1 protein-coding gene is annotated in these 1,041 nt (G+C 65.9%); it reads left to right on the top strand.

The window, feature by feature from the left end; all coding sequences use genetic code 11:
- The first annotated feature begins 60 nt into the window (after positions 1-60).
- A complete protein-coding gene (locus GHC57_RS19095; protein ID WP_153347245.1) occupies positions 61-1,038 on the top strand; it encodes an IS1595 family transposase in 978 nt (325 codons plus the stop codon).
- Positions 1,039-1,041 lie beyond the last annotated feature (3 nt).

Consider the following 1,041-nt stretch of genomic DNA (forward strand, 5'->3'; position numbering starts at 1 on the left):
GCGTTCGCTATGCATTCCCGGATTTGGTATCATGAAGGATACCGAACGCGGGAGGCGGGCATGGATCGGGACACGTTTTTGGTTTGGCTTTCCGAGATGGATGGGCTGACGCCGGAGCAGAGGGCCGAGGCGGCCCGTGTCCTGGAGGGGCCGTCGTCTCTGGAAAGCCTTCTAGAGATGCTGGAGCAGCGCGTTGGCGCGGAGCGCCGGTGCCCCCATTGCGAGACCCCGGGTGCGGTCATTCGCGGGCGGTCGAATGGACTGCGCCGCTATTATTGCCGGGGCTGCGGCAAGACCTTCAACGCTCTGACGGGCACACCCCTGGCCCGCCTGCGGCACAAGGCGCTGTGGACGGCGTTTGCGGAGTCCCTACGCGCGGGCGAGACGATCAAGCAGGCGTCGGATCGGTGCGGCGTGGCGGGCACGACCGCGTTTCGCTGGCGCCACCGCTTCTTGCGGGCGGCGAAAACCGACCCTTCGAAACTGCGTGGCATTGTCGAGGCGGACGAGACCTACATGCTCGACAGCCGCAAGGGAGACCGGAAGCTGGACCGAAAGCCCCGCAAACGCGGCGGAAAGGCGGCCAAGCGGGGGCTGTCCAGGGAACAGGTGCCCATCCTGGTGGCGGCTGATCGGTCTGGCTCCACGTTCAGTACCGTCCTTGATGCGGTCACCAGCGAGGCCCTGGCCGACCACCTCGCCCCGGTCATCGACAAGGATGCCCTCCTGGTCAGCGACGGCGGAACTGCCTATCCGCCGTGCGCGGCCCGGCTGGGCGTGACCCATGAGGCGTTGAACCGAAGCGCCGGCCAGCGGGTGCGGGGCGACCTCCACCTTCAGACCGTCAACAGCCGCCATGAACGGCTGAAGGCCTTGTTCCGGCGCCATCGCGGCATCGCCACCAGATACCTCGACAGCTACCTTGCGTGGTATCACCTCGTCGTTCTGCCGACCCAGCCGTCTCCCCGTGCAATCCTGGCATGCATCGCCGGACTTATCTCGCCCAAACAACCAGCATGCATATCTAACGCAAACTGAGCC

It is taken from the genome of Roseospira navarrensis (assembly GCF_009601025.1).
GTDB lineage: Bacteria > Pseudomonadota > Alphaproteobacteria > Rhodospirillales > Rhodospirillaceae > Rhodospira > Rhodospira navarrensis.

Bases quoted from the DNA above. Each gene is read 5' to 3' on its own strand.
- GHC57_RS19095 (WP_153347245.1), top strand. From the start codon at position 61: ATGGATCGGGACACGTTTTTGGTTTGGCTTTCCGAGATGGATGGGCTG.